This window comes from Nocardia asteroides, from assembly GCF_900637185.1.
GTDB classification, from domain to species: domain Bacteria; phylum Actinomycetota; class Actinomycetes; order Mycobacteriales; family Mycobacteriaceae; genus Nocardia; species Nocardia asteroides.
On sequence record NZ_LR134352.1, the window covers coordinates 3,601,681 to 3,626,976 of the forward strand.

The following is a 25,296-nucleotide window of genomic DNA, read 5'->3' on the forward strand; positions in this document are numbered from 1 at the left end:
GGGGCATTGAGGCCGAGGCGACGGCGCACCCGGTTCCGCGGCAAACAGCGACAGTCGGATCACCCGGAACCAGGATGTCTTCATCGTGACACCGGACGGCCAGGGTATCGATCACCCGTCTGTCAGGCGGCGACTCGGCGGATAGCTGCGAGGTAACACTGTGGTGTGGAGTCCCAGGTCAGGGTGCCGTCCCTTCCAGAGCTTGGCTGGCGTTGCGTTCGACGAGCAGCGGAACGAACTCGCGGACACGCGCCGATTCGAAGTGTGTCCACGCGTCGTGGACAACAGTGCTGATGGTGATGGCGTCGACACCGGGGTAGCGCCGACCCAGCCGTGCGACGACTTCGTCGATATGTTTTTCCTCTTCGATCGCCATAATTCATGGTTGCGAGATAATTGCTGAAGGTCAATGTCGGTTGCGTAACGAGCCGGCGCCGGCGGAGGTGAACTCGGGCTGAGCCTTCGGTCGGATGTCGTGCCACTCGTGCGCGGCGGTGTCGTAGTGCACGAGGCCCTGCTCGGCGAAGCTGTCGAGCCAGCCACGCATCGGCCAGCTGCCCCATCGGCGATGAAAGGTGCGTGCGTTGACCAGAATGTCGTCGAGATGTTCGACCGGCGGGTCGGATACGGGGTGGTACTGGTGGTAGGCGTCGGCGCCGCCGACCCACCGGATGTGCGCGCCGACGGCGGCGGCTTTACGTGCGAAATCTGTGTCCTCGCCGCCGTAGCCGCGATAGCGGGTGCAGAAGCCTCCGATACTTCGCCACGTGGAGGCGGTGACGGCGAACGACAGCGACCAGAACAGGTCTACGTCGGCGCTGTCGAGCAGGACGTGATCGTCGGGTGCCGGTCGGGCCGGGTGTGGACGGCGGTAGTGCCGCAGGGCGCGCAGATCGTAGCCGTCCGGTGGCGGGGGAGACAGGTAGGTGACGGGTCCACACAGCAGGACCCGGGCGTCCGGGTCGGCACCGGCGGCCGCTCGATAGCGGTCGAGCAGCCGATCGTCGGGAAGGCAGTCGACATCGAGGAACACCAGGAGATCGGCACCCCGGGCGAGAGCGGTGCGTGCTCCGAGATTTCGTGCGGCGGCGAGGGGGAGCGGTCCGAAGACGTCGAGAGCCACGGTATGCACCCGGCTGCGGCGCGCGAGCTCGGTTACTTCCGGATCGCCCATCGACACGACGACCTGATCGCAGTCGGTGCGATGGCGGCGCAAGGACCGAATCTGGTTGCGCAGGTGCTCGATACGCCCTGCGGCCACCGTGATGACGGCAGTTCTCATGCCGCCCTGCGCTTCCCTGCGGCATCGGCGATGACCGCCGCGGCGCGTGTGGTCGCACCGTCGACGCACCAGCGCAGCCACTGATCGTGGTCGAGGTGACGGGCCCGGTCGAGCAGCGCCGGCCACTCGTCGAGGGCGGGAAGATCCTCCGCGATCACCGCCATGCCGGCCTCGGCCAGTGCGGTCGCGGTGGCGTGCTGTTCGCCGAAAGGTCGTGCCGCGGGGACGAGCACGGCAGGTTTCGCGGCGGCGGCGATATCGGCCACGGCGCCCTGTCCGGCGTGGGAAACGATGACGTCGGCCTCGCACATCAGCGGCCACGGATCGTCGATCCAGTCCGTGACACCCGCTGTACGCCAACGGTATCGGCGATGCCGGTCGGCGCAGTCCTCGACGGCCGCCGAGGTGAAGCCGCTGCCGCCGCCACCGGCGAGTACCAGCACCGTGGGCCGGTCCGTCTCGGATCGGCGCGGTGCCGCAGGGCGGTCGGCGAAGCGGGAGATGCCACCCACGTAGTGGGTCTTGCCCCGATACTCGCGCAGCCACACCGGGTCGTACACCTCGCGCGGCCAGGCCGCGATCAGCGCATCGGCGACTCGGTGCACGAGTCGGTGGGGAGTGTCGATACGCTGCCCGGGCAGCACCATCGCGATGACCGGAACGCCGTGCAGCCGAGCCAGCAGCGCGATCTCCACCGAGACATCGACGACGAGGGCCGCGGGATTCTCCCGATCGATCCACCGCGCCACCGCGGCCATCCGCTCCCGTAAGCCGCTGTCGCCCAGCGGAACCCAGTGCAGGATGCCGGAGGCGGTAGGGTCGACCGGCTCGGCCGCGAGATCATCGGACGGCAGCCGCACCACACTGTCGAACGAGGATTGCGCGATCGGCAGCGAACTCAGCGCGGTCACAGGCGCGTCCATCCGCGCGCAGATACTCTGCGCCCGCGCCAGATGACCCGAACCCTGGTGGTGGATGTAGTAGCCGATCATGTCGCGGCCTTCGCCGGTTGTGCGGCGATGCCGGCGGCGATCAGATGACGGTAGCGGCGCAGGTAGGACTCGACCATCGCGTCGTGGCCGCAGTGCGACACCGCGCGCCGGCGTGCGGCGCCGCGGTCGAGCCCGACCGCCTCGGTCACGGCCTGCGCCAAGGCGTCCGGGTCGCCCGGTGCGGCCAGACGCCCCGACTCGGTGTCGACGATCTCGGGAACCCCGCCCCGCCGGAACCCGGCCACCGGAGTCGCACAGGCCAGTGCCTCCGCGACCACCAGCCCGTACGGTTCGTCCCCCAGCGGTGTGACCAGCGCCGCCGCGCAGGAACCGGTGAGCCGGGCGAGGGTGGGCTGGTCGAGATGACCGTGGTAGAGCGTGTCGTCGCCGAGCGACGGCACCACGGTGTTCTCGAAGTAGCGGCGGTCGCTGATCGGGCCCGCCAGATGCAGGCGCCGGCCGACCCGCCGGGCCGCGGCGATCGCCAGGTGAGCGCCCTTCTCCGGCGTCAGCCGCCCGAACCAGACCAGATCGGGGCCGCCGCGGCCGACGGGCCAGCAGGTCAGATCGATCCCGTTGGCGATGACGTCGATATCGCGGACGATCGGTTGCCAGGCTGTCGCGGTGTGCCGGCTGACCGCGACGAAGTCGCTGCCGACGCCCATGCTGACACCGAGTGCGGACTCCAGCCACGGTGTCGGCGGCGTGTGCAGGGTGGTGAGCATCGGGATCTCGAGCGCGGGCGCCATCGCCACCGGGAGATAGTGCAGGCTGTGATTGTGCACCACGTCGAAGGAGTCCGGCCCGGTCGCGGCGAGGTCGGTCATCAAGGTCAGATAGGCGTGATGATCGGCCAGGAATCGACGCGGCGCCGTCGACGGATCCGCGTTCGCGGCCGCGCTCGGGTCGAAAGGCTGCACGCGCACGTTCGCGTCGGTCGCGTCGGGGTCGCTGCCGTCGGCGGCGAACAGGGTCACCCGATGGCCTCGGCGGCGCAGCGCGCGTGCCAGATGCCAGACGTGCGCCTCCAATCCACCGGCGAAGGGTTGCCTGATCGGATACCGGTTGGAGGCGATCAGCGCGATCGACAGCCGGCGCCGGTCGCTCATCGGGACAGCGCCTTCTCGTAGATCGCCCGATGCGCCGCCGCGAGACCCGCGCGTTCCTCGGCTCGCGCCGACCAGCGTGCCCGCGGGGCGGCCGCTGCGTGCCGGCAGGCACGGAGCGCGCGGGCCAGCGAGCCGGGATCGAAGTGTGTTTCGTCGAATTCGAAGACCTCGCACGGCTTCTGCTCGCCGTAGTACCCGCAGCTGGGGGCGATCACCCCGGTGCCGAGGTCGTAGCAGGCCTCCAGCCAGCCCGAGTGGGTGCCGAACCGGTAGGGCAGCACCGATACCGACAGCGACGAAAGGTATTGCCACAGTTCGGCATCGGAGAAGTAGGGGTGGACGTATACCTCGACGCCGGACCGATGCCGGTAGTCGAGGAGGCGACGGCCGGTGTCCGGGTCGTACCAGTGGTTGCCCTTGTCGAACAGCTCGTCGTGCAGGTCGAGACGCACGATGGTGTCCGGCAGGTCCGCGACGGTGTCGGCCAGGACGTCGAGGACGGGGAAGGGGTCCATGTTGGCGCGCAGACTCTTGACGTGCACGCCCACGGTGAACATCCGGTCGTGCGGTCGCGGTGCGGTGACGAGGTCCCGCTCGACCACGTGGGGGTGACCCAGCACCTGGCAGCGCCGGCCCCACCGATGCGCGATCTCCGCGGCGGCGCCGCTGGTGAGGGTGATCAGTTCGTCGGCGCCATCGATGAGGACGTCCAACTGCTCGCGATGTCCCGCCGGATCCGGCTGGTGCGGATTGCGCAGGTCGTGCACCGTGTAGACCAGGGGCTTGTCGTGGCTGCGCAGTTCACCGATGATGTCGCCGAGGGTCCGCGGACTCACCGTGTCGAAACCGAAATGCACGTGGAAGACATCGAAACGGTGGTGATTGCGGCGGATCCAGGTGGGATCGAGCATCACCGGCGGCCACCATCCTCCCGGCACCGTTCGGCCGTCGGCCGGTGGCGGATCGGTCAGCCGGACCACCGCGTCACCGCCGTCGAGCGCCGACAGATGACGGACGTAGACATGCGAAGCGGGCACTGAGGCGATGCGCAGAGTGCGCGCGGGCGACGGACGAGATGTCTCGGCCGATGATGGTCGGCTCGGACATACCCCGCCCGTCTGCCCGGAAACCGAAGCGGCAGTGTTCCGAACGAGGTGCCTGGACCCGTCCGGTGGTGATTGAGCCTCCGGAGCCGGGGTATGCGGTCGCCGAGCGGAACGCACACGAGGTGCACACCGCAGGCATAGATAGGAGAGCATGATGCTTGGTCTCGGAATCCTGGGTTGGATCATCATCGGCGGACTGGCCGGCTGGATCGCGAGCAAGATCATGAAGACCGATGCGCAGCAGGGCATCCTGCTCAACATCGTGGTCGGGATCGTCGGCGGCCTGCTCGGTGGATTCCTGCTGCGACTGTTCGGCGTGGACGTCGAGGGCGGCGGCCTCTGGTTCAGCTTCTTCACCTGCCTCGGCGGCGCGGTCGTCCTGTTGTTCCTGGTGGGACTGGTCACCGGTCGAAGCCGCGTCTAGCGGTCCAGCGCGGGTGATGTGCCGCCCTCAGATTATTTAGCGCTGACACTTGCACTCTTCTGGGTCGAGTGCTAAATAATATCTGTGTCAGTCGACAGAGGTTATCTGTTGATGATCCTTTCGAGAATGGAGTAGTTGGAGGTGGCGACCATGTTGATGCGCACCGATCCCTTCCGTGATCTGGACCGGTGGACCCAGCAGGCGTTCGGCACAGCAGCACAGCCCGCGGCCATGCCGATGGACGCCTGGCGCGACGGCGACGAGTTCTTCGTCGAGTTCGACCTGCCGGGAATCGACCCGGACTCCCTCGACCTGGATGTCGAACGCAATGTGGTGACGGTGCGTGCGTCACGGCAGGGCCTGGACGCGAACCGGTCGATGATCGCCGCGGAACGCCCGCGCGGAGTGTTCAGCCGTCAATTGTTCCTCGGTGAGAGCCTCGATACCGACCGTATCCGCGCCGACTACCGCAACGGCGTGCTCCGCCTGTCGATCCCGGTCGCGGAAAAGGCGAAACCCCGCAAGATCGAAATCGCGCACGACCGCGAACCGGCTGCCATCGACGCCTGAGGCTGCGATGGTCGCCACCCAGCGCAGCCCTCCGCCGCTCAGCGGAGAGGTGTGCGCACCGGTTTCGACCGTCCCGGTATCGAAAGCGAGGTGATGGGTATCGACCGATCCCCGAAAACTCTTCCAGTGAGCTCGATTCGACTCCAGTGAACACGGTGGCCGGACCCGATCGGGTTCGGCCACCGTGCACAGCCCGTCCGGCAGAGTTGTCCAGGAGGACCCGATGACCGTCTTACCGACCGCCTCGTCGGCCGACCGCGCCGACCAGCAGACCTTCGTCTCCGACGCCGACCGCGAGCTGGGCCTCGATGCCGCCGCGGTGCACGCCGGTGCGTCCGAGCACAGCATCGACACCGCTGACCTGTCCGACCGTATCGATCAAGCATGGAGTGTTCCCAGTGCCGACGACGATCTGTCCTGCCTCGCCTACTGACCTTCCCGCCGAGCTGGATCCCCATCGCCATGCCTGCGCCGACTCGCCGGCGTGGCATCCCGGCCGGGTCGACTGGTTCGACGCCGAGAAGGGTTTCGGGTTCCTGATCCCCGACCGCGGCGGGCCCGCGGTGTTCTGCGACTTCACCGCCATCGACGCGCCGGGCTACAAGACCCTGCGCGCCGGGCAGCGCGTGGTCTTCGCCGCCGGCGACAACGGCCGCGGGCCCGAAGCCATCCGGATCCTGACCTACGACGAGCCCGCCGCCGATCCGACGCCGCTGGACGGGGTCCGCCCGCAGTCACCGCGGTCACGCCGGATCCACTGCCGCGCGCGAGCCGCCTGACCGTCTTTCCGATCAACTACGAGGTAGCTCCATGCCCACTGACAACGTCGTCGCCGACACGCCCGCGGCTGTCGAGCCGGTCGTGATCCACTGGCCCGAACCCAGCCCCCTGGACACCTGGTGGACCGAGATCATGGACGGGGTGCCCCCGCCGCACCGACCGCGACCATAGCGAGTGCGTCACGGGCACCGCGCATTGTCAGTTCTCGAAATCCGGGCGGTGCGGGACTAGCGTCAGATCATGGACCCGACCCGGTTGCGTGCCGCCCAGGCGCCGTTGAAGGAGCAGTATCGCCAGGACCCCGATTCGGCGCTGACCCCGCTGCGCGCGGCCGGCCGGATCGGGTCACCGGGGGTCACCTTCGACGTCGATCAGTTCGCCGGCGTGAGTCGCGCCGGGTTGCACCGCGCCACCGGAGGTGACGGAACGGATGCCTGCTCGGGCGACATGCTGCTCGAAGCGCTGCTCGCCTGCGCCGGGGTCACGCTGAACTCGGTGGCGACAGCGACCGGGATCCCGCTGCGCAACGTGGAGGGGACAGCCGAAGGATTCTTCGACGCTCGCGGAACCCTCGGTGTCGACCGGGAAGCGCCGATCGGGGTGCAGAACGTGGTCGTCACCTTCCTCGTCGACACCGACGCGGAGGATGCGGCCCTGGACCGCCTCGCGAAGGTGACCGAGCGCTACTGCGTCGTCGGGCGGTCGCTGGCCGACCCACCCGACATCGTCGTCCGCCGCCGCTGATCTCCGTCTGACAGCGCCGCGTCGGCCGTCGACGTGTCCGGCACTCCGGTGTAGTCGGGCAGTTCGACCCCGTTGATCGCACGCTCCACCAGCTCGGCGAACCACTCGCCGGTGAAATCCGGGACGGGCTCGGACTCCGGTCCGGGAACCTCGCGAGTGCGGGCGTTCAGTTGGGCGATCTCCTGATTCGCCTCGACGAACGAGCGCATCCGCGCCTCGTAACGGGCGAAACCCAGGTCGGGGTTCCACTCGGCGGCGGCCAGTTCGCCGGCGAGCACATAGGCGCCGACCAGGGCCAGCCCGGTGCCCTGGCCCGACATGGGGGAGGAGCTGAACGCCGCGTCGCCGAGCAGCCCCACCCGCCCCCGCGACCAGCGATCCAGCACGACCTGGGCGACCTGGTCGAGGTAGAAGTCCGGGGTGTCGTCCAGATGCGCCAGAATGCGCGGGGTCAGCCAGCCCATGCCGTCCATCCGCTCCCGCAGCAGTCGCTTCTGGGCCTCGACGTCGCGGTAGTCGATGTCGATGTCGGCGGCCGGGAAGGAGAACATGGCCATCGCCCGGGTGGCGTCCTGGATCGGCCGCAGCCCGGACGAACGCCCGGATTCCTGATAGTCGAGCAGCCACTTGTCGAGCCCGAACTCGTTGGGCACGCTGAAGAAGGCCAGCGCGTGCCCGAGGTGGCGGACGAACTGCTCGTGCGGACCGAAAACCAGTGCGCGCAAACCTGAATGCAGTCCGTCGGCGCCGACGACCAGCTCGAACCGCCGCCGGTTGCCACTCGCGAAGACCACCTCGACGCCAGCGGCGTCCTGGGAGAGTTCGGCGATCCGGTCGCCGAAGAGGTACTCGACATGGTCGCGGGTGTCGTCGTAGAGCACCTGCGACAAGTCACCGCGCAGGATCTCGATCTCGGCGATGAACCCGTCGCCACCGTCGTCGTCCACCCGGAACGTCTCCAGTACGGTGCCGTCCGCGTCCACGGTGTGCGCGCCGATGGTCTGGGTGCAGGCGGCGCGCACCGCGGGATCCAGTCCCATGCGCCGGATGACCTCCTTGGTCACTCCGCGCGCGTCCACGGCCTGGCCGCCGGGCCGCAGTGCGGCGGCCCGCTCCACCACGGTCACCGTGGCTCCCCACCGATGCAACCAGTGGGCCAGCGCCGGCCCCGCGATGCTCGCTCCCGCCACCAACACCCTGGTCTCGCCCACTGCGCCTCCAGATCACCCGCGGAACCACTGTCCGGGTCGATTGCTCTACTGAATCCACCATCGGTGGTGTATCCAGAGATGTCGACGATGGATCGACCGAGAATTCATCGGTGCACCTGCGCATGCCCGCGGAAACCCTGAATATTCCGGTGGTCGCAAGCCACCGGAATCATTGCGGTCCAGGCTATTTCCGAGTCCGCGGGGTCAGGCTCTGCCGGACCATGCGCTGTCCGGTGTCGATCGCCGCCGCCAGATCGAAGGCGTCCGGCGCGATGAGGTACTGCGCGCCCACTCCGCGCAGCATTCCGACGAGCATGACCGCGGTCGCCGCCGGATCGAGCTCGCCGTCCACGCTCGCCTCCTGCTGTCCCGCGCGCACGACGGCCTCGACGCCCACCCGGAACAGCGCGTCGTCGGAGGCGAAGACCGAGCGCAGGGCCGCGTCGGCCGGGATCGCGGACGACCACATGACGAAGAACGCCCGGCCCGTCTCGGGCAGGGACACCAGTGCCGACAGGTAATCCCGCACCAGGTTCACCACGGTCTCGATCGCGTCGTCGCCGGATTCGGTCATCCTGGCGACGATCCCGGCGGCGAACCGGGTCTGGATGTCGCGCGCCAATCGGTCGATCAGCGCGGCCTTGCTGCCGAAATGGTGATTGACCAGTCCCCGGCTGTAGCCCGCCTCGACGCCGACGTCGGCGAGCGAGGTCCGCTCCACGCCGCGCCGCGCGAACAGCACCGCCGCGGCGTCCAGGAGGGCCCGTTCCGCCTGCGCGGTGCGTTCCTGCTGGGTGCGGCGCGGGGTGCGGGCGGCGCCGGCCGATGGATCGGTGGCGGTCTTCGACTGACTTCCGGACATGGCGAAACCGTAGCAGCGTACTTGCTGACCGTTCGGCAAGAGGTTCCGGCATTCGGGCAGCCATCGGAATAGTTACTTGCTAGATGGTCAGCAAGTAACTATGGTTGGCCTGACTGTGACGCCGAGCACGGTGTCCGGGAACAACCACGAAGGAACGACATATGACCGACAGCGCCGAGGGCGTCATCCGCACCGAGCGCCGATCCGGCGGCCGGGTGCTGCTGATCACGATCGACCGGGTCGAGCGCCGCAACGCCTTCGACAGCGCGACCGCACGGGCGCTGGAAGCGGTCATCGACGACTACGAGGCCGACGACACGCTGCGGGTCGCGATCATCACCGGCGCCGGGCCGACCTTCTCGGCCGGGCAGGACCTCAAAGCCGCCGCGGACGGGGACATGGCGGTGACCGCACGTCGCGGCGGCTTCGGGGTCATGGCGAAGCCGCCGGTCAAGCCGCTGATCGCCGCGGTGGAAGGGGACGCGCTCGCCGGTGGGTTCGAGCTGTGCCTGGCGTGTGACCTGATCGTCGCCACCGAGGCGACACGGATGGGCCTGCCCGAGGCGGCCAGGGCGCTGGTCGCGGTCGGCGGCGGGCTGTTCCGGCTGCCGCGCAGGATCCCGGTCAACATCGCCATGGAACTGGCGCTCACCGGAAAACCGTTGCCCGCGGCGGACTTCCATCGGATGGGCCTTGTCAACCGGCTGGTGCCGGTGGGGCAGGCGGTCGCGGCCGCGACGGAGCTGGCCGAGCAGATCGTGGCGGCGGGACCGCTGGCCGTGGTGGCGAGCAAGGCCATCGTGGCGCACAGCTTCGAGTGGTCCGACGCGGAGGCCTGGCAGCACCAGATGGCGTTCGCGGGCCCGGCGATCCGGTCCGACGACACCAGAGAAGGAATTCGCGCGTTCATCGAGAAGCGCGCGCCGCAATGGAAAGGCCGCTGACATGCTGACCACCCCCACCCTCAGCAGCACCTTGCTGGCAGGCAGAACCGCCATCGTCACCGGCGCGGGCAACGGCATCGGCCGCGCGACCGCCGAGGCGCTGGCCGCCAACGGCGCCCGGGTGGTCGTCGTCGATCTCGACGCCGAGCTCGCCACCGAGGTCGCCGCCGAGATCGGCAACGATTCGGTGCCCTTCGCCGGCGACCTGACCGACGCTGCCATGCCGGACGAGCTCATCGCATCCGTCGCCGCGGCCGGGCGCGGCATCGACATCATCGTCAACAGCGCGGGCTACTTCTGGGACGCGCCGGTGCACCGGATGACCGACGAGCAGTTCCAGGCGATGCTCGACATCCACCTGCTGGCACCGTTCCGCATCTGCCGCGCCGCCGCGCCCTACTTCCGCGACGCCGGCCGCGCGGAGGCGGAGAACGGCGTCGTCCGGCATCGCAAGATCGTCAATGTCACCTCCCTGGCCGCCAGTTTCGGCAATGCCGGGGCCGCCAACTACGCCGCGGCGAAGGCGGGTCTGATCGGCCTGACCAAAACGCTCGCCACCGAGTGGGGCGCCGCCAATGTCAACGTCAACGCCGTCGCGTTCGGCGTGATCCAGACCCGGTTCGGCGCACCGCGATCGGCCGGGCAGACCATCACCGTCGACGGCCGCGAAGTGGCGCTCGGCGTCCCCGACAAGACCCTCGCGGCAATGGGTTTCGACCCGGCCGAGGAACGCGACCTGTTCGCACCGCGACCGATGTTCGGTGCGGCGCTGGGCCGCACCGGAACCATCCGGGAGGCCGCCGACGCCATCCTCTGGCTCGCCTCCCCACTGTCCGATTTCGTGACCGGCCAGGTCGTCCCCGTCAGCGGCGGCGCCCGCGGCGGCCTGTCCTGACCCCGCCCGACCGCTCGACACCGCTCGAAGAGGAGCAACCATGTCCCCACACCCGCTGACCCCGTCGCCCGCCTACGCGCCGGCGAATCTCGACGCCGTCTGCGCCACCGAAGGTGACCGCACCCTGACCTGGCGCGCGTGGAACTCGCAAGCCGACCGGCTCGCCGACTCGCTGGCCCGGCGCGGGGTGACCGAGGGCGACCGCGTCGCGGTCCGGATGCACACCCGCCTGGAATGGCTGATCGTCTCGCTGGCGCTGGCCAAACTGCAGGCGGTCATCGTCGCGGTGAATTATCGGCTCTCGCCGCCGGAAACCCGGTACATCGCCGCCGATTGCGAAGTGAAGGCCGCCATCGTCGACGACGCGGAGCCCTCGGCCGTCGTCGAGGCCTGGGGCGCGCTCGAGTTGAAGGTGATCGTGTCGGTCGACGTCGCCGCCGACGGGACCGAACTGCTGGCCGACCTGATCGCCGAGGGCGCCGAGCGCGACCGGGTGGCCCTGTCGCTGGCGCCGCTCATCATCTACTCCTCGGGCACGACCGGCGCACCCAAAGGCGCGCCGCTGGCGAGCTTCCTGACCGATGTCGACGAGGGGGTGCTGCGCGACTACCGGACCTCGGTGCAGTTCGACCTCGCCGTGGGCGGTCCCGGCAATACGACGTTGATCAATCTGCCGATGCATCACGGCGTGGGTCCGTCCTACACCGAATACGCCCTGGCGACCGGCGGCACGGTGGTCTTCCAGCGCCGCTTCGACGCCGAGCAGGTGCTGGCGCTGATCGCCGAACACGGGGTGACCCACTGGGTGTCGGTGCCGACCATGCTGCACCGCATCCTCAAACTGCCCACCGAGCTCCGCGCTCGCTACGACACCTCGACGCTGCGGTTCCTCGGCGGCGGCGCGGCGCCGTTCAGCGCGCAGCTCAAGCAACAGGCCATCGACGCCTTCGGCGATGTCGTCTACGAGGTCTACGGCGCGACCGAGGCGGGCATGATCGCGGGCGCGACCCCGGAACTGTTGCGGCGCAAGCCCGCCGCGACCGGCTTCCCGTTCCGGCAGGTACGGGTCCGTATCGTCGACGAGTCGCGCCGCCCCGTGCCCGCCGGAACCGCCGGGGAGATCACCGTCAAGACTCCCGCCGTCATCAGCGGCTACATCGGACGTGGGCCACTGGGGGAGGAGAAGATCGACGCCGACGGCTACTACTACACCGGCGACGTCGGCTACCTCGACGACGAAGGTGTGCTGTTCCTGTCCGACCGGATCACCGACATGATCATCTCCGGTGGGGTGAACATCTATCCCGCCGAGAGCGAAGCCGTGATCGTGACACACCCCGAGGTGATCAATGTCGCGGTCATCGGAGTGCCCCACGACGACCACGGCGAACAACCGATGGCCTTCGTCCAGACCGTTCCCGGCGCGACCCTGACCACGGCCGAGATCCTGGCCCACTGTGACGGCAAACTCGCGAAATACAAGTGGCCCAGGGTGATCGAGTTCGTCGACGAGATTCCGATCAACTCGATGGGCAAGACGCTCAAACGGGTACTGCGCGCCGCCTACGTCGCGGACAAGGGCGCCACGGCATGACCGCGATCTCGGCCGAGCCCGCCCTCTACGAGGTGGACGAGGACGGAGTGCCCCGGCTGTTCGGGCTGCGTGACTCCGACGGATTCGTGTCCTATCCGTTCCAGGAATACGGCTCCGAGAACAACGGCGACCACGGTGACCGGGTGCGGCGGATCGCGCTGGCGGGCAGAGGCACGGTCACGGCCGTCACGGACATCCATCTCGCGCCGAATCATCGTGTCGGCGCGCCCTACACGCTGGCCTCGATCGTGCTCGACGAGGGGCCGATGGTGCGCTCGGTACTGATCGATGGCCGCGACGCCGGGATCGATACCCGGGTGCGGGCCGTGACCGTGACGCTCGAGCGCGACAGCGTCCAGGTCGCCGAGCTGCGATTCACACCGATCACACAGGGGGACAGGTGAAGATCACCCTCGCGCAGCAGCGACCGGTGTACGTCGCGGGCGTCGGCTGGCATCGTTATCAGAAGCCCGGCGACACGCCCTACGTCCGGTTGGGACTGACCGCGGTCCGGGAAGCGCTCGGTGACGCGGGCATCGGGTGGGCTGCCGTCGACAGCGCGTACACCGCGACCGCGCTGCTGGGAATGGCGGCGTCGCGGCCGCTGTTCAAGCATCTCGGCGTGACCGGGATACCGATGATGCAGGTGGAGAACGCCTCGGCGTCCGGGTCCACCGCCTTTCGCCTGGCTTGCCACGATGTGGCCGCCGGGACGAGCGACATCTCGCTGGTGCTCGGGGTCGACAAGCTCCCGGGCGCGGGCGGGGCGCCCGCCTCGACCGGTGTTCCGACTCCGGCGGCCGCCTACGTGCCGCCGATGGCGCACTTCGCGCTGCTGGCATCGGAGTACCTCGACCGCTACGGCGCGACCCCGGATCAGCTGGCCGCCGTCGCGGTGAAGAACTACGCGAACGCGGCGTGGAATCCGAACGCGCAGCGGCCGCGTGCACGCACCATCGAGGAGGTCCTGGCCGGTCCGCCACTGGCGGGTCCGCTGACGCGACTGCAGTGCTGTCCGCTCGGTGAGGGCGCGGCGGCGGCGATCGTCGTCTCCGACGACGCGATCGATTCGCTGGGACTGGATCGCTCGCGCTGCGTACGGGTGCTGTCCTCGGTGCTGCGCAGCGAAGAGCTCTACGGCGCACGGAGTTTCGATGCCGAGCTCACCCGGGCAACGGCGTGGGCGGCCTACCGCCAGGCCGGAATCGGGCCCGACGATCTCGATGTGGTGGAGCTCCACGACGCCTTCACCATCGAGGAACTCCAGTACGTCGAGGCGATGGGGCTGGCCGAGGAGGGTAAGGCCGCGGCCGCGCTGGAACGAGGCGAGTTCGATCTCGGCGGCCGGGTCGCGATCAGCACCTCCGGGGGCCTGTTGGGATCGGGGCATCCGATCGGGCCCACCGGCGTCGGCCAGATCGGGGAGATCACCACCCAGCTCCGGGGCGAGGCAGGCCCCCGCCAGCATCGTGGCGCGCGGACCGGGCTGGCGCACATGGTCGGCCTCGGCGCTGTCTGCGCCGTGCACATCCTGCGAGCGGGGGAGTAGCCGGTGCGCCGTCTGCGGAGCGACCACCGATGACGACAGCGGACGATCCGTTGACGCTGACCAACCGCACCGCGCTGATCACCGGCGCGGGCCAGGGTGTCGGCCGCCGCGTCGCCGAACTGGCCGCCGCCCGCGGTGCGGCGGTGATCGTCAACGACGTCGACCAGGGCCGCGCCGACGAGCTCGTCGACCGGCTGCGCGCGACCGGTGCGGTAGCGATCGCGGCGGTGGCCGATGTCGGCGATTTCGACCGGCTCGGCGCCGTGATCCGCAGCGCCGCAGCCGAACTGGGCACAATAGACATCCTGGTGAACAACGCGGGCAACCGTGGCGCCGACCTCGCCCCGCAGGTGCGGCGGCCGTTCTGGGAGCAGGGCCCCGGCGACTGGGCGCTGTACCTCCACGTCAATCTGCACGGCGTGATGACCGCGACACGGCACGTCTTGCCGCTGATGCGGGCCGGCGGCTACGGCCGGGTGATCACCGTGATCTCCGACGCGGGCCGGGTCGGCGAAATCAACGGCATGGAAGCCTATTCCGGTGCGAAGGCCGGCGCCGCCGGGTTCACCAGGTCGATCGCGCGACTGGGCGGCCGCATCGGCGTCACCGCCAATTGCGTCGCGCTGGGCGCCACCCGGACACCCGCGATCGCGGACGCGATCGCCGACCCCGACTTCGCCGCGAAAGTGCTGTCCGGGTATCTGATCCGGCGATTCGGCGAGCCCGACGACGCCGCGCACATGATCCTCTTCCTGGCCTCCGACCTCGCCGGATGGATCACCGGCCAAACCATCCCCGTCAACGGCGGATACTCACTCACCCTGTGACCGCCGTACCAACCACTGCGAAAGGCCATCGACCATGACCACCTCCCTGGCCGGCATCCGTGAACGGATCGCCCTCCAGCAGCACCTGCTGCCCGACATGTACGGCGCCGTCGATTTCACCCGGCGCCCGGAACGATTCACCGACGCACCCGACGCCGAGAGCGCGATCCGCGCCGAACTCGCGGTGTTGCGCCCGCGCCTGCTCGCCGATCGCGACCGCGTCGCCATGATCGAGGCCTACACGATGCTCGGCGATCTCGTCGCCGACGCCTACGCGGCACTCATGCCCGAGTACGGATTCCGGCGCCTGGTCGAGATGCTCGACCAGGCCTGCGCGGGCGGGATCGACAGTGTCGAGAACCCGCCGGCCGAGCTGGTGGCATTCCTCGCCGACATGGAGCGCGTCCCCGGCTGGCTCGACCGGGACCTGGTCGAGAAGGGCGCCCGGATCGAACGGAACATGGTCGCGCACCTCATGCCGTTCGTGATCCGCGGAGCCTTCGTCGGCACCTTCCTCAACGCCTACGCGGCGTTGCCGATGGCCATCACCGGCTCCCTCGGCACCGAGACCGCGGGACGGCGGATGAAGGAAACCGCCTCCTTCTTCGCCTGCACCACCCTGCCCGGCGCGCTGGACCGGCACGGTGTCGGGTTCAAGGCCGCGGCCAAGGTCCGGCTCATGCACTCGATGGTCCGCTTCAATATCCTGCGCCGCGATTGGGACTCGGCGGTGTACGGCATCCCCATCCCACAGTCGGATCAGATGCCCGCCGGCCTCATCCCGACCCTGCTGCTCGCTCTACGGGTACTGGAACAGGGCCGCGACCACTTCACTCCCGACGAACAGGCCCAGGTCGAATTCGCGCGCTACCGCTGCCATCTACTCGGACTGCCCGAGGATCTGCTGCCCGCGACCCCCGGCGCGATCGTCGACGTCATGGGCACCCGGCAGGCCACGTTGCGCAAGTCCTACGACGACGCGACCTGCGGCGCGCTGGTCCGCGCCACTATGCGGGCCTACACCGAACCCGATCGCAGCCGCCTCAGCCGCCTGCGCGATCACCTGGAACGCAGCACCGCCAAAGTCTTCTTCGTCAAGGCCGCCCTGGCCGGTGACGAGGAGCAGGCCTCCGCCATGGGTATCCCACTCACGGTCGCCGACAAGATCCGCGCGGCAACGACATTCGCGTTCGCCTTCGGCCGCCAGTTCGGCTACCGCGTCCTGCTCCGGCTACCCGTCACGCGCGCGGCCGCCGATGCGAGCCTGGTGCGCAAGATCGACAGGTACTTGGTGCGGCTCGGCCATGCCGAATTCACCACCGATGCTGCGACGTACCAGGTCGGCGAGCGCTAGGGGCGGGGCGTCGGAGACGGAAACTATTGTGTTGCAGGGTATTTCAGCTTCGACCGAGGTCGGGTCCCGGTCGCCGAAACGGCTGCGCTCGCAACGGGTATCGCCGTAGCATCCCCGATGCGCCGGGCACTCGTGGGCGGGCGGGGTCGTTCCCGGCTCCGCGATCGGCGCGTGTCCTCCGGGAGGAGAACAGCGGTCCGGTAACTCGACGGTCGTCGGTGTGCATGCCGGCGACGCGCAAAACGCCGTGCCACGTGCCGAAGAATGTTATTCGCCCGCTGATTGCGTCAGTCATCGTGCAAAAATTTGCCAAACTAATATTGCGAACCGGACGGGAGGTTTCCGGCAAACACCCCCGTCGGATTGCCGAAATTTAGCTATCGATGGGTGGACTCGGTTCCGTCTGGCAGTTCTCGGAACGGCTGTTGACAGTTCCACCGGCAGTGGGGCAATCTTGATTCACGCAGTAGTTTCGGCCTATTCGATCCTTCTCGAGTTGATCCAGACGTCGAGTTGATCGATGCCCGGACGCCAGATCACTATTATGTAGGGGGCCGGCGTGAGCGCAAATACCACCGATGCGGAGCACACAGAATTCCAGGTGGTCGAGAACGATCTCGATAGTTTGGAATATTCGCTGATCGAAAGTCCCGATGACATTTTCGACGACAGTTTCGAGCCGGTCGTCTGTGACCTGGCGGACCTCGGCGGTGATACGGCGGCGCGGCATCGATTCATCGACCGGCTCGGCGCCGCCATGGCGGATGTCGGGCTCGCCATCTTGATCAACCACGGAGCCGAGGCGGTGCTGCCGGCCGCCGCCGACGCGGCGCTGCGGATGTTCACGAAGACACCCCTCGAGGAAAAGCTGAAGTTCGTCGCGACGGACTGCACCTTCGGCGAGCCGCTGCAGATGGGATACATTCCGCTGCAGGAGAGCACGCCGTCGCTACCGAATTCGGTAGAAGCGTGGGAGCTCGACAAAGCCGCCTTCCGCCTGCCCGGAGAAGACGCGGACAAGGCTCTCGCCTTCTGGCCGGACGAGCGATTCGAGGTCGCGCTGCGACCGTATTGGCAGGCGTGTGAGCGGCTGGTGCTCCCGCTCGTGCACTCGATGTTCCGATACCTGGGCGTCGAGCCGTCGTTGTACGACGACGAACTGTCCCCGCCGAACAGCGTGCTGAGGTTCAACCACTATCCGCCGATCGCCGATGCCGTGGCCGAGTCCGGGAAGACCGGCCGCGTCATCGCGCACGAGGACTACGGCTTGATCACCCTCCTGCCCGCTACGCCGGTGGAAGGGCTGCAGCTCTTCCATCCCCGGCGCAAGACCTGGAGCAGGGTCGACGCGCCGGCCGGGTCCTTCGTGCTGAACAGCGGCGACTGGCTGAAGATGATCAGCAACGACCATTTCCATTCCTGCACCCATCGCGTCAGTGTGCCGCGCGATCCCGCCCAGCGCGCGGTGCCCCGGCTCACCATTCCATACGTGGTGCACCCGCACGAGACATCGGTCGTGGAAGTGCTGCCCGGCTTCGAACCGAAGTATCAACCGATCAGCGGCCGGGATTTCATGACCAGGCTCGCGGCCAGGTATCTGGATCGCTGACGTCGGCCCTGTTCGGTTCGAATTCGCTCGCCGACGGCGGGAATCTTCTCAGAGGTGACAACGTGGGTACCAGCAATGCCAAAAAGGCGCTCGGCAAATTCGGTGTGGTGGACAAGGATCTCGACTATTCACTCGAAGAAGGTATCGACGACGTATTCGACGACAGTTTCGAGCCGCCGGTCTGCGATGTCTCCGATCTCACGGGCAGCGCGACCGCGCGAAAACGTTTCATCGAGACACTCGGCAGCGCCATGGCGGATACCGGGCTCGCGATCCTGATCAATCATGGCATCGATGCCGCCTCGCTACAGGCCACGGATGCGAGCGCGCTGGAACTCTTCACCTCGGTCCCCGAGCAGCGGAAGCTGGCTTTCGCCGCAACCGATTACGTGTACGGGGGCGCGTTCCGTCGCGGATACTTCGCTGTCCAGCAGTGGACACCGACACGCCCCAATGCGGTGGAAGCCTGGGAGTTCTTTCGCGATTCCTTCCGCGTCACCGGCGAGGATCACGACAAGGCGCTGACGTTCTGGCCGGACGAGAAGTTCGAAGCCGCGCTGCGGCCGTATTGGCAGGCGTGCGAGGACTTGACATTGCCGCTCGTGCGGGCCCTGCTCGAGTATCTGGGCATCGATCCTTCCCTCTACGACGAGGAACTCTCGCCGCCGTACGGGGTACTGCGGATCAACCACTACCCGGCCTTCCCGGCCGGAACCGGCGACATCGAGAACACGGGCCGGTTCATGACTCACGAAGACTACGGCTTGATCACCCTGTTGCCCGCCAACCCGATCGAGGGATTGCAGGTCTTCCACCCGGAGCGCAAGACCTGGAGCAGGATCACGGCGCCACCCGGGTCCCTGATCCTGAACAGCGGCGACTGGCTCCAGATGGTCAGCAACGATCGGTTCCGTTCGTGTTCGCATCGGGTGTGCGCGCCGCGAGATTCGGCGGACCGGGCGGTGTCGCGGATCTCTGTGCCCTATCTCGTTCTTCCCCGCGAGGCGTCGGTACTCGAGGTCTGGCCCGGCTGCACCCCCAAGTACCGCCCGATCGGCGCCATGGATTTCATGGCGAAGCTGGCCGGGAAGTACGTGGACTACGACGACTAGACGCGCTGCGCCTGAGCTTCTTTCCGGCATTCGGCTCCGATCCTGTGTGTACCCGCGACGAATGAATGGTGCGATGATCAACCACCGAGGCTCCGGGCCGAACGAGTCGATAGCGATCGTCGGTCTGGACTGCCGTTTTCCCGGAGCCGATGATCCGGACGGGTATTGGCGCGTTCTCGCCGAAGGGCGGCATGTCTCCTCCGGACTTCCGACGGATCGTGGGTGGGACCTCGGCCGCGTGTACAACGAGGACCCGTCCGTCGAGGGGACCACCTACATCCGGCAGGGTGGCTTCCTGCGCGACCTCGGCGACTTCGACGCCGGCTTGTTCGGGATCGGTCCGCGTGAGGCCACCACCATGGATCCGCAACAGCGCATGCTGCTGGAAAGCTCCTGGCTGGCGCTGGAACGTGCGCGTTCGAGCCCACGGTCGCTGAGCGCGGTGCGCTCCGGGGTGTATGTCGGCGCGACCGACAGCTACTACGGCCTGGCGGGTTCCCGGATTCCGGGCCTGGAAAGGCATCTGCTGATGGGCACGATGCTGAGCGCGACCTCAGGACGGATCGCCTATGCGCTCGGCTTGAACGGGCCCGCCATCACCGTGGACACCGCCTGCTCGTCGGCGCTGGTCGCCGTGCACCTGGCGGTACGCGCACTGCGGTCGGGTGACTGCGAGGTCGCGATCGTCGGCAGCGCCACCGCGATCTCGGATCCGTCGATGCTGGCGCGCTATTCGCGGCACCGGGTGCTGTCCGTGGATGGCCGCTCCCGCGGATTCTCGGCCGACGGCAACGGTTTCGCGCCCGCGGAGGGGGTCGCCTCGTTGATCCTCATGCCGTTGGCGCGGGCCCGGCTCCTGGGGAAGCCGGTGCTGGCGGTGATCCGCGGCAGCGCGGTCAACGAGGACGGCGCCAGTGCCACCCTGCAGGCGCCGAACGGGCGGGCCCAGCAGGCGGTGATCGCCGCCGCGCTCGACGACGCGGGGTTGCTTCCCCGCCACATCGGCGCCATCGAAGCGCACGGCCCTGGCACTCCGCTCGGCGACGCGACCGAGGCGGCGACCCTGCAGGCCGGTTACGCCCGGCACCACTCTCCGGACGACCCGCTGTGGGTGGGCTCGGTCAAATCGAACATCGGCCACACCCTCGCGGCGGCCGGGCTGGCCGGTCTCATCAAGATGGTGCTCGCGCTGCAGCACGAGCTGCTCCCCGCCACGCTGCATGTGGAGAACCCCCTCCCCGGTGTCGACTGGTCGACCGGAGGCATGCGGCTGCTGCACCAGGCTCGCCCCTGGCCGCGAGCCGGCGAACCGCGTCGCGCTGGTGTCCTGTCGTACGGGATCACCGGCACCAACGCCCACGTGATCCTCGAGGAAGCGCCCGAGCCCACCGCTGCCAGGCCTCGGCCGCCGCGCCATTCCGAGCCGTCGCCGCTGCGGCGGCAGCTGCCGATGTGGCCGCTGTCCGCGGCGTCACCGTCCGCCCTGGTCGCCCAGGCCGCGGCGCTGGCCGCGCACGTCCGGTCGCACAGCGATGTCTCGGCGGTGGATCTGAGCTGGTCGCTGGCGACCACCCGGAGTGCGCTGGCGTATCGGGCGGTGGTCACCGGAGACGGCACCGCGGAACTGCTCGCCAGGTTGGACGACTTCGCCGCGGAGACGGCATCTGGTCCGCTCGGTGTCGCCGTGGGGAAGGTGCGGCACGGGCCTGGCCCGGTCTTCGTCTTTCCGGGCCAGGGCGCGCAGTGGGTCGGGATGGCCGACCGGCTGCTGACCGACTCACCGGTTTTCGCCCGGGCGATGGGCCGGTGCGCCGAGGCGCTGCGACCCCACGTGAGCTTCGACGTCATGGGAGTGCTGCGCGGAGAACGCAGTGCGCAGGTCGACCGGGCCGAGGTGATCCAACCGCTGCTGTTCGCGATGTACGTGTCGCTGGCCGAACTGTGGCGCAGCCTCGGCATCACACCCGCCGCCGTCATCGGGCACAGCCAGGGCGAGATCGCCGCCGCCCATGTCGCCGGCGCGCTCACCCTCGACCAGGCCGCGCGCGTGGTCGCGCTGCGCAGCGCCGCCCTCCGGGAGGTCGAGCGACGCGGAGCGATGGCCGCGCTGGTGGCGCCCGCGGAGCGTGCGCGAGAGTTGTCGTGCCGGTGGAGCGACCGGCTCGAGGTGGCGGTGATCAACGGACCGTCGACGACCGTGGTCGCCGGCGACGCCGGAGCGATGACGGAATTTCTGCGGCACTGCGACACAGCCGGTGTCGAAAGCTGTGTGCTTCCGGTGGACTACGCGTCCCACAGCGCGCACATGGAGGTGCTGCGCGATCGCGTCCATGCCGACCTGGCCGGCATCGCTTCCCACGCGGCGACGGTGCCCATCATCTCCTCGACCACCGGCGAGATCGTCGATCCGACGAGCTTGGATGCCGCGTACTGGTTCGAGAACCTGCGCCGGACAGTACATTTCGACAAGTCGGTCCGGTGTGCGCTGACCGCGGGATATCGGCAATTCGTCGAAGTGTCACCGCATCCCGTGTTGACCGGCGCCATCGCCGAGATCGCCGCCGCGGTCGACATCGACGCCGGGGTCACCGGCACGCTGCACCGCGGGCGAGGATCAGGTGCGGACTTCCTCGCTGCGGTAGCCGACGCGCATGCCCACGGCGCCGAGGTGAACTGGGCGGCACTGTATCCCGGTGCCCACGAGGTCGATCTGCCCACATACGCGCTGCAACGCCGGACCTACTGGCTTCCCGCGACCACGCCGTCCCGGAATCCGCGGCCGGGATCGTTCGACATCGCCGACCATCCGCTGATCACCGCGACCACCGACCTCGCCGACGGCAGCGTGGTCTGCGCCGGTCGTCTCGACCTGACAGAACACGCGTGGCTGGCCGACCACACGGTATTCGATCGGGTGATCGTGCCCGCCACGGTGACGGTCGAGATACTCACCTGGTGCGCCACGCGAGTGGGCGCCGACCGGGTGCGCGGCCTCGTCCTGAGCTCGCCGCTGCCGCTGTCGGACACCGCCGTCGACATCCAGGTGTTGTGCGGGCCCGCGGGAAGGGACGGGGCACGACGGGTCACCCTGCACTCCCGCGACCGCGGCGACACGGGCCCGTGGCGCTGCCACGGCGAGGCGACGACGGCCACCGGCCCGGACGACGCCGAAATCGTTCTACCGGAACGAGACTGGCCACCCCACGGCAGTCGCGGGGTATCCGTCGACCGCTGCTATGACGCCCTCCGGGACCGGGGTTACGACTACGGAACCGCCTTCCGGAACCTGACGGCCGCCTGGCGCGCGGACGACACGCTGTACGTCGAAGTCCGGCAGCGACAGCGCGCGAGCACCGAGGACTTCGCCGTCCACCCCGCCCTGGTCGACTCGATTCTGCACGCACTGCTGCTGAGCGGATCCGAGCACGGCACCGCGCTGCCGTACGCCATCGGCTCCGCGCGGATCCTGCCGCGCGAGGCCGATGAGCTGCGTGCCACCATCCGCCCGGCCGGACAGGACGGGTACCACGTTCGGGTCACCGATCCCGCGGGCAACCTCGTCGCGGACTTCGCGGATCTGCACCTACGCCCGGTGACGACGCGGGGGCTGCGCAGCATGCTCGCCACCGGCGCACGCCAGGCGTTCCGGCTCCGGTGGCGGCCGGTGGACGTGGGCACCGGCGCGGAAGGCGACGGTGCGCGATGGGCGGTGGTCGGCCCGTCGAGCGACCTCCCCGGCGCGGATGCCCATCCCGTTGCCGACGCGCTGTCCCGCGCGCTCCGGAACGGGCGAGGTGTGCCGGAAGTAGTCCTGCTCGATCTTCGTTCGTCGACTCGACACGGTGAGCTGCCGAGCGAAGCCGCACTGCTCGACCAGCTTTCGCGTCTGCTGGTTGATGCGCAGAAGCTGCTGTCCGACGATCTGCTCCAGGAATCGCTGATCGTGTGCGTCACGCGCCGCGCCCACAGCACGAGCGTCGCCGAGCGCGAACTGGATGCCGTCGCGGCGGCCTGCGCGGCCATGATGCGCTCGGCCCAGACCGAGAACCCGGGCAGGCTGCGGCTGATCGATGTCGGCACCGGCCCCGTCGATCACCGGTCGCTGATCGACGCGATCGCCGCAGGTCATCCGCAGCTGGCTCTGCGCGACGGGAGGCTTTTCGTCCCGCGGCTCGTACCGGCCGCGGACGACCTGCTCCGCCCGCCTGCCGTCGAGCAGCCATGGCGGCTGGTGCCCGGCCCGGACAAGACGCTGGACAGCGTGGCGGCCGCGCCGGCACCCGATGTCACGCTGCCGCTCGAGCCGGACCAGGTGCGGATCCGGGTTCTGGCCACCGGCGTGAACTTCCGTGATCCGCTCGTCGCGCTCGGCATGCTCGACGAAACCGCGCTCGGTTTCGAAGTGGTCGGCGACGTGGTCGAGGTCGGCGAAGGGGTCGACGATGTGGCGCTCGGCGCTCGGGTCGCCGCGGTCGTCCTGCACGCGGGCGCGCGCCCGGGGGGCTACGGTCCCGTCGTGGTCGTCGACCGCCGTGCCGTCCTCACCGTGCCCGCGCACTGGAGCCACGCCCAGGCAGCGGGCGTGCCCATCGTCTTCCTCACCGCGTACCACGCCCTGGTCGAACTCGCCGAGGTGAAACCGGGCACGCGCGTGCTGATCCACTCGGCCGCCGGGGGAGTGGGCATGGCCGCGATCCAGATCGCCACGATGCTCGGCGCGGAGATCTACGCGACCGCAAGCCATTCCAAGCGGGAGATCGTCGCGGCGATGGGGATCCCGCGCGAGCGCATCGCCGACTCCCGCACCCTCGGGTTCGAACATCACATCGCCGAAGTCACCGGCGCCACCGGTGTCGATGTCGTCCTCGGCAGCCTGTCCGGCGCCGCGGTGGACGCTTCGTTGCGGCTCCTGCGGCCCGGTGGGATCTACCTGGAGATGGGCAGGACCGACCTCAGAGATCCCGCCACCGCCACGCGCGGGTACCCCGAGATCACCTACGACCACCTCACGATCGCGGAACTGCCGATGTCTCGGGTGGGAACCATCCTCGGTCAGCTCCGGACGCTGTTCGCCGACCGCGTCCTGGGTCCGCTGCCGGTTCAGACCTGGAATGTCGGTCACGCCCGGGAAGTGCTGCGACACCTCAGTCAGGGACACAGCACCGGCAAGCTCGTCCTGACCCAGCCCACCGCGCTCGCGCCCGACGAGACCGTCTTGATCACCGGCGGTACGGGAAGTCTCGGTCGAGTGCTGGCGCGCCACCTCGTCACCGCGCACGGTTGCCGCCATCTCGTCCTGCTCGGCCGGCGCGGTGATCAGTCGGCCGAGGTCCGGAAGTGGGCCGCGGAACTTCGCGAGACGGGAGCGGAGGTCACCCTGGTCGCCTGTGATGTCGCGGACCGGGCCGCGCTGTCCTCGGTGATCAGCGGCATCGGGCCGGGGCACCCGCTGGGCGCGGTCGTGCACGCCGCGGGCGTACTCGACGACGGCCTGTTCACCGACCTGACCGTCGATCGGCTCCAGCGGGTGCTGTCGTCGAAAGCGATCGGCGCTCGTTATCTCCACGAGCTCACCGCGCACCTGCACCTGCGCGCCTTCGTCCTGTTCTCCTCGATCGCCAACGTGGTCGGCACGGCCGGACAAGCGAACTACGCGGCGGCGAACGCCTTCCTCGACGCGCTGGCGCACCATCGGCACGGTCTCGGTCTGCCCGCGACCTCCATCGCGTGGGGACTGTGGCAGCAGTCCAGCGCGTTGACCTCGAACCTCGACGACCTCGACCGAGCGCGACTGGCCCGGCACGGCATCGCTCCACTCGACACCGCGAGCGCACTGGCCATTTTCGACACGGCACTCGAACTGGATGAGCCGCTGCTCGCCGCGACGGCTCTGGAGCCGGCCGACCCCGGTACTCCGTCGGCCGCGATAGTGTCCGAACTGACCAGGCCAGCCACCCCCACGCAGGCCGATGGGGATTCCGGCTCCGGCGTGCGCGACTCCCTGCGCCGGGAACTCCTGCGGATGTCGTCCGCCGAACGGGTCAAAGCGCTGACCGCCTTCATCCGTACGCACGCGGCACTCGTCCTCGGCCATCGCGATCCCGACGCCGTCGCCACGGACCGGACCTTCCGCGACGCCGGGTTCGACTCACTGTCCAACGTGGAGCTGCGGACTCGCCTCACCAGCGCCATCGGCGTCCGTCTCACGGTCGCCGACATTCTGGCCCACCCCACGCCGACCCGACTCGCCGTCTACCTCGACGAGGCTCTCGATCACGATCGCCGACCGCGGGCTCTCGTAGCCGAGACGACGCTTTCGAAGGGATGAACAC

Annotated in this window: 23 protein-coding genes; 16 read left to right on the plus strand and 7 right to left on the minus strand. The window is 68.9% G+C overall.

Translation table 11 applies throughout. From position 1 onward, the window contains the following. Positions 1–178: 178 nt before the first annotated feature. Genes EL493_RS16990 through EL493_RS17010 form a run of 5 tightly spaced genes read right to left on the minus strand, consistent with a single transcriptional unit; the run spans position 179 to position 4,420 of the window. On the minus strand, positions 179–376 hold the full coding sequence (locus EL493_RS16990; protein ID WP_019050586.1) for a three-helix bundle dimerization domain-containing protein: 198 nt from the start codon (positions 374–376) through the stop codon (positions 179–181). A 30-nt stretch (positions 377–406) separates the two neighbouring features. After that, positions 407–1,282, minus strand: coding sequence for a glycosyltransferase family 2 protein (locus EL493_RS16995; protein WP_019050587.1), 876 nt, complete (start codon positions 1,280–1,282; stop codon positions 407–409). Continuing rightward, positions 1,279–2,274, minus strand: a complete 996-nt coding sequence (locus EL493_RS17000) for a glycosyltransferase (protein ID WP_019050588.1) — start codon at positions 2,272–2,274, stop codon at positions 1,279–1,281. The genes EL493_RS16995 and EL493_RS17000 overlap by 4 nt, the downstream gene beginning before the upstream one ends. Further along, positions 2,271–3,383: a glycosyltransferase gene (locus tag EL493_RS17005; RefSeq protein ID WP_019050589.1), complete on the minus strand. Its 1,113-nt coding sequence runs from the start codon at positions 3,381–3,383 to the stop codon at positions 2,271–2,273. The genes EL493_RS17000 and EL493_RS17005 overlap by 4 nt, the downstream gene beginning before the upstream one ends. After that, entirely contained in the window at positions 3,380–4,420 is a 1,041-nt protein-coding gene (locus EL493_RS17010) for a glycosyltransferase family protein (RefSeq protein ID WP_019050590.1), read from the minus strand. Before EL493_RS17010 ends, EL493_RS17005 begins: the two co-directional genes overlap by 4 nt. 223 nt (positions 4,421–4,643) lie before the next feature. Between EL493_RS17010 and EL493_RS17015 the strand changes: the two genes are divergently transcribed. From EL493_RS17015 to EL493_RS17030, 6 genes are all read left to right on the plus strand, one after another. Continuing rightward, a complete protein-coding gene (locus tag EL493_RS17015) occupies positions 4,644–4,913 on the plus strand; it encodes a GlsB/YeaQ/YmgE family stress response membrane protein (RefSeq protein WP_022565665.1) in 270 nt (89 codons plus the stop codon). Positions 4,914–5,063: 150 nt separating this feature from the next. Beyond that, on the plus strand, positions 5,064–5,483 hold the full coding sequence (locus EL493_RS17020) for an Hsp20/alpha crystallin family protein (RefSeq protein ID WP_022565664.1): 420 nt from the start codon (positions 5,064–5,066) through the stop codon (positions 5,481–5,483). Positions 5,484–5,706: 223 nt separating this feature from the next. After that, positions 5,707–5,916, plus strand: a complete 210-nt coding sequence (locus EL493_RS33155; RefSeq protein ID WP_019050593.1) for a hypothetical protein — start codon at positions 5,707–5,709, stop codon at positions 5,914–5,916. Continuing rightward, positions 5,882–6,262 carry a cold-shock protein gene (locus EL493_RS33590; protein WP_019050594.1) on the plus strand — a complete coding sequence of 127 codons (381 nt, stop codon included), beginning with the start codon at positions 5,882–5,884 and terminating at the stop codon, positions 6,260–6,262. The genes EL493_RS33155 and EL493_RS33590 overlap by 35 nt, the downstream gene beginning before the upstream one ends. A gap of 31 nt (positions 6,263–6,293) precedes the next feature. Continuing rightward, positions 6,294–6,434 carry a hypothetical protein gene (locus EL493_RS32380; RefSeq protein WP_019050595.1) on the plus strand — a complete coding sequence of 47 codons (141 nt, stop codon included), beginning with the start codon at positions 6,294–6,296 and terminating at the stop codon, positions 6,432–6,434. A 69-nt stretch (positions 6,435–6,503) separates the two neighbouring features. Further along, positions 6,504–7,007, plus strand: coding sequence for an OsmC family protein (locus EL493_RS17030; RefSeq protein ID WP_019050596.1), 504 nt, complete (start codon positions 6,504–6,506; stop codon positions 7,005–7,007). Here EL493_RS17030 and EL493_RS17035 read toward each other — a convergent pair. After that, complete coding sequence (locus EL493_RS17035; protein WP_022565663.1) at positions 6,947–8,218, minus strand: FAD-dependent monooxygenase; 1,272 nt, start codon at positions 8,216–8,218, stop codon at positions 6,947–6,949. The genes EL493_RS17030 and EL493_RS17035 overlap by 61 nt on opposite strands. Before the next feature lie 184 nt (positions 8,219–8,402). Continuing rightward, positions 8,403–9,080, minus strand: a complete 678-nt coding sequence (locus EL493_RS17040) for a TetR/AcrR family transcriptional regulator (protein ID WP_019050598.1) — start codon at positions 9,078–9,080, stop codon at positions 8,403–8,405. Positions 9,081–9,241: 161 nt separating this feature from the next. On the opposite strand from EL493_RS17040, the gene EL493_RS17045 reads away from it, so the two are divergent. The 10 genes from EL493_RS17045 (at position 9,242) to EL493_RS17090 (ending at position 25,292) form a co-directional block, all read left to right on the plus strand. Continuing rightward, complete coding sequence (locus EL493_RS17045) at positions 9,242–10,024, plus strand: crotonase/enoyl-CoA hydratase family protein (protein ID WP_019050599.1); 783 nt, start codon at positions 9,242–9,244, stop codon at positions 10,022–10,024. A 1-nt stretch (position 10,025) separates the two neighbouring features. Next, positions 10,026–10,919 carry an SDR family NAD(P)-dependent oxidoreductase gene (locus EL493_RS17050; protein ID WP_019050600.1) on the plus strand — a complete coding sequence of 298 codons (894 nt, stop codon included), beginning with the start codon at positions 10,026–10,028 and terminating at the stop codon, positions 10,917–10,919. Between the two features lie 40 nt (positions 10,920–10,959). Further along, positions 10,960–12,513, plus strand: a complete 1,554-nt coding sequence (locus EL493_RS17055; RefSeq protein WP_019050601.1) for a class I adenylate-forming enzyme family protein — start codon at positions 10,960–10,962, stop codon at positions 12,511–12,513. Beyond that, entirely contained in the window at positions 12,510–12,917 is a 408-nt protein-coding gene (locus tag EL493_RS17060; protein WP_019050602.1) for an OB-fold domain-containing protein, read from the plus strand. Before EL493_RS17055 ends, EL493_RS17060 begins: the two co-directional genes overlap by 4 nt. Continuing rightward, a complete protein-coding gene (locus EL493_RS17065; protein ID WP_019050603.1) occupies positions 12,914–14,062 on the plus strand; it encodes a thiolase family protein in 1,149 nt (382 codons plus the stop codon). Before EL493_RS17060 ends, EL493_RS17065 begins: the two co-directional genes overlap by 4 nt. A 29-nt stretch (positions 14,063–14,091) precedes the next feature. Further along, positions 14,092–14,889 carry an SDR family NAD(P)-dependent oxidoreductase gene (locus tag EL493_RS17070; RefSeq protein ID WP_022565662.1) on the plus strand — a complete coding sequence of 266 codons (798 nt, stop codon included), beginning with the start codon at positions 14,092–14,094 and terminating at the stop codon, positions 14,887–14,889. 34 nt (positions 14,890–14,923) lie between these two features. After that, positions 14,924–16,243 (plus strand): oxygenase MpaB family protein, encoded by a 1,320-nt coding sequence (locus EL493_RS17075; RefSeq protein ID WP_019050605.1) that lies wholly within the window; start codon positions 14,924–14,926, stop codon positions 16,241–16,243. A gap of 601 nt (positions 16,244–16,844) precedes the next feature. Then, the gene (locus EL493_RS17080; RefSeq protein ID WP_019050606.1) at positions 16,845–17,852 is read left to right on the plus strand and encodes a 2OG-Fe(II) oxygenase family protein; all 1,008 of its coding nucleotides are present in this window, start codon (positions 16,845–16,847) and stop codon (positions 17,850–17,852) included. A 62-nt stretch (positions 17,853–17,914) separates the two neighbouring features. Next, positions 17,915–18,964 carry a 2OG-Fe(II) oxygenase family protein gene (locus tag EL493_RS17085; RefSeq protein WP_019050607.1) on the plus strand — a complete coding sequence of 350 codons (1,050 nt, stop codon included), beginning with the start codon at positions 17,915–17,917 and terminating at the stop codon, positions 18,962–18,964. A gap of 73 nt (positions 18,965–19,037) precedes the next feature. After that, positions 19,038–25,292 (plus strand): type I polyketide synthase, encoded by a 6,255-nt coding sequence (locus EL493_RS17090; protein ID WP_022565660.1) that lies wholly within the window; start codon positions 19,038–19,040, stop codon positions 25,290–25,292. Positions 25,293–25,296 lie beyond the last annotated feature (4 nt).

What these genes read in the sequence shown, in the direction of transcription:
- EL493_RS17070 (WP_022565662.1), top strand. Translation starts at nt 14,092, where the DNA reads ATGACGACAGCGGACGATCCGTTGACGCTGACCAACCGCACCGCGCTG.
- EL493_RS17005 (WP_019050589.1), bottom strand. Translation starts at nt 3,383, where the DNA reads ATGAGCGACCGGCGCCGGCTGTCGATCGCGCTGATCGCCTCCAACCGG.
- EL493_RS17015 (WP_022565665.1), top strand. Translation starts at nt 4,644, where the DNA reads ATGCTTGGTCTCGGAATCCTGGGTTGGATCATCATCGGCGGACTGGCC.
- EL493_RS16995 (WP_019050587.1), bottom strand. Translation starts at nt 1,282, where the DNA reads ATGAGAACTGCCGTCATCACGGTGGCCGCAGGGCGTATCGAGCACCTG.
- EL493_RS16990 (WP_019050586.1), bottom strand. Translation starts at nt 376, where the DNA reads ATGGCGATCGAAGAGGAAAAACATATCGACGAAGTCGTCGCACGGCTG.
- EL493_RS17060 (WP_019050602.1), top strand. Translation starts at nt 12,510, where the DNA reads ATGACCGCGATCTCGGCCGAGCCCGCCCTCTACGAGGTGGACGAGGAC.
- EL493_RS17090 (WP_022565660.1), top strand. Translation starts at nt 19,038, where the DNA reads ATGATCAACCACCGAGGCTCCGGGCCGAACGAGTCGATAGCGATCGTC.
- EL493_RS17020 (WP_022565664.1), top strand. Translation starts at nt 5,064, where the DNA reads ATGTTGATGCGCACCGATCCCTTCCGTGATCTGGACCGGTGGACCCAG.
- EL493_RS17000 (WP_019050588.1), bottom strand. Translation starts at nt 2,274, where the DNA reads ATGATCGGCTACTACATCCACCACCAGGGTTCGGGTCATCTGGCGCGG.
- EL493_RS17075 (WP_019050605.1), top strand. Translation starts at nt 14,924, where the DNA reads ATGACCACCTCCCTGGCCGGCATCCGTGAACGGATCGCCCTCCAGCAG.
- EL493_RS17040 (WP_019050598.1), bottom strand. Translation starts at nt 9,080, where the DNA reads ATGTCCGGAAGTCAGTCGAAGACCGCCACCGATCCATCGGCCGGCGCC.
- EL493_RS17050 (WP_019050600.1), top strand. Translation starts at nt 10,026, where the DNA reads ATGCTGACCACCCCCACCCTCAGCAGCACCTTGCTGGCAGGCAGAACC.
- EL493_RS32380 (WP_019050595.1), top strand. Translation starts at nt 6,294, where the DNA reads ATGCCCACTGACAACGTCGTCGCCGACACGCCCGCGGCTGTCGAGCCG.
- EL493_RS17055 (WP_019050601.1), top strand. Translation starts at nt 10,960, where the DNA reads ATGTCCCCACACCCGCTGACCCCGTCGCCCGCCTACGCGCCGGCGAAT.
- EL493_RS17030 (WP_019050596.1), top strand. Translation starts at nt 6,504, where the DNA reads ATGGACCCGACCCGGTTGCGTGCCGCCCAGGCGCCGTTGAAGGAGCAG.
- EL493_RS17045 (WP_019050599.1), top strand. Translation starts at nt 9,242, where the DNA reads ATGACCGACAGCGCCGAGGGCGTCATCCGCACCGAGCGCCGATCCGGC.
- EL493_RS33155 (WP_019050593.1), top strand. Translation starts at nt 5,707, where the DNA reads ATGACCGTCTTACCGACCGCCTCGTCGGCCGACCGCGCCGACCAGCAG.